This is a genomic window from Vibrio sp. YT-19(2023), assembly GCF_033337395.1.
Window position 1 is genome coordinate 1 of the sequence record NZ_JAWOQN010000400.1, and the last position, 762, is coordinate 762.

1 pseudogene is annotated in these 762 nt (G+C 46.9%); it reads left to right on the forward strand.

Going from position 1 to position 762, the window contains the following annotated elements:
- Positions 1-231: 231 nt before the first annotated feature.
- Positions 232-762: pseudogene (locus R7E78_RS26170) on the forward strand (AraC family transcriptional regulator); the annotation flags it as partial.

Here is a 762-nt window from a genome sequence, read left to right on the forward strand (position 1 = left end):
GCTTGGTGCCAATGCCCACCCTTTCTCTCTCCCCGTTTTTGTTAAGAAAGTTGGTTGTCCATTGACCGTAAGTTAATCTCGCATGATCATCGTTCCGGAACTATGATCATGTGGTTGGGGTTGATCTTGTTGGTTTGATCTTGCGCGATTGGCTTCGTGGAGATTTGCAAGGCAACCGAGAAGGTATATCATGCCTCGATGTAAGCCGAACGCTTAAGATGACCGTGTGAAATGAGTGACTCAGATAACCCGAAAGCCCCACCATATAAAGAAAGTATGCTGCCAAAACCAGCAGAACTGATCACGCTGCCATCTTATATGGATTGCCATGATCATGCTTACACGCAGATCGTGATTGGGTTGAAAGGTCAAGCGGAATTCGAAGTCCGTGGGCAGGGTAATTTAGTCGGTCCTGGGCAAGGTTGTGTGGTAACAGCATGCTCTGATCATGCTTTCGGCGGCGTGATTCATCAGTCGGATATTTAGTGCTGAATATGCCGAAGCCGACCAATGATGACCCTGAGATGCTTCAGAAGATCAATAACCTAGAACGTTCCCACCTTTATTTTCAACTCGATGGTCAAATTCAGAAGCTGATTCAGATGCTGGTACAGGAAATGCGTAACCATCCTGATGATCTGCTGCTTAGTCGCGCGTGTAATGACACCGTGATTGCATTGATGCAGCGCCATATCTCTGCATTTGAAACCAGCCGCAAAGATTCGCGCTTTGATCTAGAAGCAATAGATCGCTACATCGAAC